Source organism: Dechloromonas hortensis (genome assembly GCF_009469765.1).
GTDB classification, from domain to species: Bacteria; Pseudomonadota; Gammaproteobacteria; order Burkholderiales; family Rhodocyclaceae; genus Azonexus; species Azonexus hortensis.
In genome coordinates this window covers 1-5,238 of record NZ_SSSQ01000027.1, presented here as the reverse complement: position 1 = coordinate 5,238, position 5,238 = coordinate 1, and the positions used below count along the sequence as shown (strand labels likewise).

General features: G+C 52.8%; 2 tRNA genes and 3 rRNA genes. All 5 read right to left on the bottom strand.

Annotated elements, in window-relative coordinates:
• Positions 1 to 10: 10 nt before the first annotated feature.
• The 5 genes from rrf to GH663_RS20755 all read right to left on the bottom strand — a co-directional run bounded on the left by rrf (position 11) and on the right by GH663_RS20755 (position 5,082).
• Positions 11 to 123: ribosomal RNA gene (gene rrf / locus GH663_RS20775) — 5S ribosomal RNA — on the bottom strand.
• Positions 124 to 227: 104 nt separating this feature from the next.
• A 23S ribosomal RNA gene (locus GH663_RS20770) occupies positions 228 to 3,108 on the bottom strand.
• Between the two features lie 211 nt (positions 3,109 to 3,319).
• Positions 3,320 to 3,395, bottom strand: a tRNA-Ala gene (locus tag GH663_RS20765).
• An 11-nt stretch (positions 3,396 to 3,406) separates the two neighbouring features.
• A tRNA-Ile gene (locus GH663_RS20760) sits at positions 3,407 to 3,483 on the bottom strand.
• A 61-nt stretch (positions 3,484 to 3,544) separates the two neighbouring features.
• Positions 3,545 to 5,082, bottom strand: a 16S ribosomal RNA gene (locus tag GH663_RS20755).
• Together the 16S, 23S and 5S rRNA genes with 2 tRNA genes alongside form the textbook arrangement of a ribosomal RNA operon.
• Between the last annotated feature and the right edge of the window lie 156 nt (positions 5,083 to 5,238).

Below are 5,238 nucleotides of genomic sequence, written 5' to 3'. Positions count from 1 at the left end.
GGGAATGGGAGCCTGGCGGTGACCTACTTTCGCGAGCGGAAGCTCACTATCATCGGCGCTCATCTGTTTCACGGTCCTGTTCGGGAAGGGAAGGGGTGGGTCCAGAGGGCTATAGCCGCCAAGCGTAACTTGTCTGTTTGTCGCGGGTTGAATCGCGCCAAACGCAAAATAGGAGAAGGTTGTTTGTTGTGACTGCGGTATGAGTTGCTGCAGTATTACAAGGTTATAGGATCAAGCCGCACGGGCAATTAGTATCAGTTAGCTTAACGCATTACTGCGCTTCCACACCTGACCTATCAACGTCGTGGTCTTCGACGACCCTTTAGGGAGTTCAAGACTCCGGGAAATCTCATCTTAAGGCAAGTTTCACGCTTAGATGCTTTCAGCGTTTATCTCTTCCGAACATAGCTACCCGGCGATACGACTGGCGTCATAACCGGTACACCAGAGGTTCGTCCACTCCGGTCCTCTCGTACTAGGAGCAGCCCCCTTCAAATTTCCAGCGCCCACGGCAGATAGGGACCAAACTGTCTCACGACGTTTTAAACCCAGCTCACGTACCTCTTTAAATGGCGAACAGCCATACCCTTGGGACCGGCTACAGCCCCAGGATGAGATGAGCCGACATCGAGGTGCCAAACACCGCCGTCGATATGAACTCTTGGGCGGTATCAGCCTGTTATCCCCAGAGTACCTTTTATCCGTTGAGCGATGGCCCTTCCATACAGAACCACCGGATCACTATGACCTGCTTTCGCACCTGCTCGACTTGTGGGTCTCGCAGTCAAGCACGCTTTTGCCATTGCACTTTATGGACGATGTCCGACCGTCCTAAGCGTACCTTCGTACTCCTCCGTTACCTTTTGGGAGGAGACCGCCCCAGTCAAACTGCCCACCATGCACGGTCCCCGATCCGGATTCACGGATCAAGGTTAGAACCTCAAATAAATCAGGGTGGTATTTCAAGGTTGGCTCCACCGAAACTAGCGTCCCGGTTTCACAGCCTCCCACCTATCCTACACAGACCGATTCAAAGTCCAATGCAAAGCTACAGTAAAGGTTCATGGGGTCTTTCCGTCTTGCCGCGGGGAGATTGCATCTTCACAAACATTTCAACTTCGCTGAGTCTCAGGAGGAGACAGTGTGGCCATCGTTACGCCATTCGTGCAGGTCGGAACTTACCCGACAAGGAATTTCGCTACCTTAGGACCGTTATAGTTACGGCCGCCGTTTACCGGGGCTTCGATCAAGAGCTTGCACCCCATCACTTAACCTTCCGGCACCGGGCAGGCGTCACACCCTATACGTCCACTTTCGTGTTTGCAGAGTGCTGTGTTTTTATTAAACAGTCGCAGCCACCATTTCACTGCAACCCCATCGGGCTTTCGTCGCGAGGACTTATACCCTACCGGGGCACACCTTCTCCCGAAGTTACGGTGTCAATTTGCCGAGTTCCTTCTCCTGAGTTCTCTCAAGCGCCTTAGAATTTTCATCCTGCCCACCTGTGTCGGTTTGCGGTACGGTCGAATCTAGACTGAAGCTTAGTGGCTTTTCCTGGAAGCTTGGTATCAATCACTTCAGTGCCGTAGCACCTCGTTATCACGCCTCAGCTTAGCCCCCCGGATTTGCCTAAGGGGCACGCCTACACGCTTGAACCACCTATTCCAACAGATGGCTGACCTAACCTTCTCCGTCCCCACATCGCATCTAGAATCGGTACAGGAATATTGACCTGTTTCCCATCGACTACGCATTTCTGCCTCGCCTTAGGGGCCGACTCACCCTACGCCGATGAACGTTGCGTAGGAAACCTTGGGCTTTCGGCGAGGGAGCTTTTCACTCCCTTTATCGCTACTCATGTCAGCATTCGCACTTCTGATATCTCCAGCATCCTTTACAAGACACCTTCACAGACCTACAGAACGCTCCCCTACCATATCTTTCGATATCCGCAGCTTCGGTGCACAGTTTGAGCCCCGTTACATCTTCCGCGCAGGACGACTCGACTAGTGAGCTATTACGCTTTCTTTAAAGGATGGCTGCTTCTAAGCCAACCTCCTAGCTGTCTATGCCTTCCCACTTCGTTTCCCACTTAACTGTGTCTTGGGGACCTTAGCTGGCGGTCTGGGTTGTTTCCCTCTTGACAATGGACGTTAGCACCCACTGTCTGTCTGCCTTACTCGCACTTGACGGTATTCAGAGTTTGCCATGGGTTGGTAAGTCGCGATGACCCCCTAGCCATAACAGTGCTTTACCCCCGTCAGTGATATAAGACGCACTACCTAAATAGTTTTCGGGGAGAACCAGCTATTTCCGGATTTGTTTAGCCTTTCACCCCTATCCACAGCTCATCCCCTAATTTTTCAACATTAGTGGGTTCGGACCTCCAGTACCTGTTACGGCACCTTCATCCTGGCCATGGATAGATCATCCGGTTTCGGGTCTACGCCGTGCTACTAAACGCCCTTATCAGACTCGCTTTCGCTACGCCTCCCCTATTCGGTTAAGCTCGCAACACAACGTAAGTCGCTGACCCATTATACAAAAGGTACGCAGTCACCGAACAAGTCGGCTCCCACTGTTTGTATGCATGCGGTTTCAGGTTCTATTTCACTCCCCTCCCGGGGTTCTTTTCGCCTTTCCCTCACGGTACTAGTTCACTATCGGTCGATCACGAGTATTTAGCCTTGGAGGATGGTCCCCCCATGTTCAGACAAGGTTTCACGTGCCCCGCCCTACTTTTCGCTAACTTAGTACCACGGATTGGTTTTCATGTACGGGGCTATCACCCACTACGGCCGGACTTTCCATTCCGCTCCATTAACCATTCCGCTATCACTAGCAGGCTGCTCCCCGTTCGCTCGCCACTACTTGGGGAATCTCGGTTGATTTCTTTTCCTCCGGCTACTTAGATGTTTCAGTTCGCCGGGTTCGCCTCCCACACCTATGTATTCAGTGTGGGATACCTCAAAAGAGGTGGGTTTCCCCATTCGGATATCGGGGGATCAAAGCTTCATTGCCAGCTCCCCCCCGCTTTTCGCAGGCTTGCACGTCCTTCATCGCCTGTGATCGCCAAGGCATCCACCACATGCACTTAGTCGCTTGATCCTATAACCTTGTGTTCTCGTTAGAGAACGGCTACAGGCAAACTCATATTTGTGCTGTCTTGTCCGGGCTAAGGGACAAGAACAGATGCAATCACAACGTGTTGCCAACGCCTCATCAGCGCTGCAACACAACCTTCTTCCATTTTGTTAAAGAGCGTAGCAATTGATTGCTCAAAAGCTAAAGATAAACAACCCTGCTTATCTTTAGGTTTTGGTGGAGGATGACGGGATCGAACCGACGACCCCCTGCTTGCAAAGCAGGTGCTCTCCCAGCTGAGCTAATCCCCCGTTTGGCGACGTGGTGGGTCTGGTTGGAATCGAACCAACGACCCCCGCCTTATCAAGACGGTGCTCTAACCGACTGAGCTACAGACCCTCGTCTGTTTGCTACTGCTGAACAACCGATAGGTTGTGGGTGCCAGAGATGCTTTCTCTAGAAAGGAGGTGATCCAGCCGCAGGTTCCCCTACGGCTACCTTGTTACGACTTCACCCCAGTCACGAACCCCGCCGTGGTAAGCGCCCCCCTTGCGGTTAGGCTACCTACTTCTGGCGGAACCCGCTCCCATGGTGTGACGGGCGGTGTGTACAAGACCCGGGAACGTATTCACCGCGACATGCTGATCCGCGATTACTAGCGATTCCGACTTCATGCAGGCGAGTTGCAGCCTGCAATCCGGACTACGATCGGCTTTCTGGGATTGGCTCCACCTCGCGGCTTGGCAACCCTCTGTACCGACCATTGTATGACGTGTGAAGCCCTACCCATAAGGGCCATGAGGACTTGACGTCATCCCCACCTTCCTCCGGTTTGTCACCGGCAGTCTCGTTAAAGTGCCCAACTAAATGATGGCAATTAACGACAAGGGTTGCGCTCGTTGCGGGACTTAACCCAACATCTCACGACACGAGCTGACGACAGCCATGCAGCACCTGTGTTCCAGCTCCCTTTCGGGCACACCCAAATCTCTTCGGGCTTCTGGACATGTCAAGGGTAGGTAAGGTTTTTCGCGTTGCATCGAATTAATCCACATCATCCACCGCTTGTGCGGGTCCCCGTCAATTCCTTTGAGTTTTAACCTTGCGGCCGTACTCCCCAGGCGGTCAACTTCACGCGTTAGCTCCGGTACTAAATGGTTTTACCCACCCAACACCTAGTTGACATCGTTTAGGGCGTGGACTACCAGGGTATCTAATCCTGTTTGCTACCCACGCTTTCGTGCATGAGCGTCAGTATCGACCCAGGGGGCTGCCTTCGCCATTGGTGTTCCTCCACATCTCTACGCATTTCACTGCTACACGTGGAATTCCACCCCCCTCTGCCGTACTCTAGCCTTGCAGTCACAAGCGCAGTTCCCAGGTTGAGCCCGGGGATTTCACGCCTGTCTTACAAAACCGCCTGCGCACGCTTTACGCCCAGTAATTCCGATTAACGCTCGCACCCTACGTATTACCGCGGCTGCTGGCACGTAGTTAGCCGGTGCTTCTTATGCCGGTACCGTCATCCGCACAGGGTATTAACCCATGCGATTTCTTCCCGGCCGAAAGAGCTTTACAACCCGAAGGCCTTCTTCACTCACGCGGCATGGCTGGATCAGGCTTGCGCCCATTGTCCAAAATTCCCCACTGCTGCCTCCCGTAGGAGTCTGGACCGTGTCTCAGTTCCAGTGTGGCGGATCATCCTCTCAGACCCGCTACAGATCGTCGCCTTGGTGAGCCTTTACCTCACCAACTAGCTAATCTGATATCGGCCGCTCAATCAGCGCAAGGTCTTGCGATCCCCTGCTTTCCTGCTCACAGAATATGCGGTATTAGCGTAACTTTCGCTACGTTATCCCCCACTGAAAGGTACGTTCCGATACATTACTCACCCGTTCGCCACTCGCCACCAGGATTGCTCCCGTGCTGCCGTTCGACTTGCATGTGTAAGGCATGCCGCCAGCGTTCAATCTGAGCCAGGATCAAACTCTTCAGTTCAATCCAACTAATACTCACAATTCACTGACGGTAGATAATTAAATCTACCTCGATGGATCTCTCCATCCGTGTGATTGCCTTTAATACTTTTGTGCAACTTGCGTTGCTAGCATCAAGGCACCCACACCTATCGGTTGTTCAAGTTGTTAAAGATCA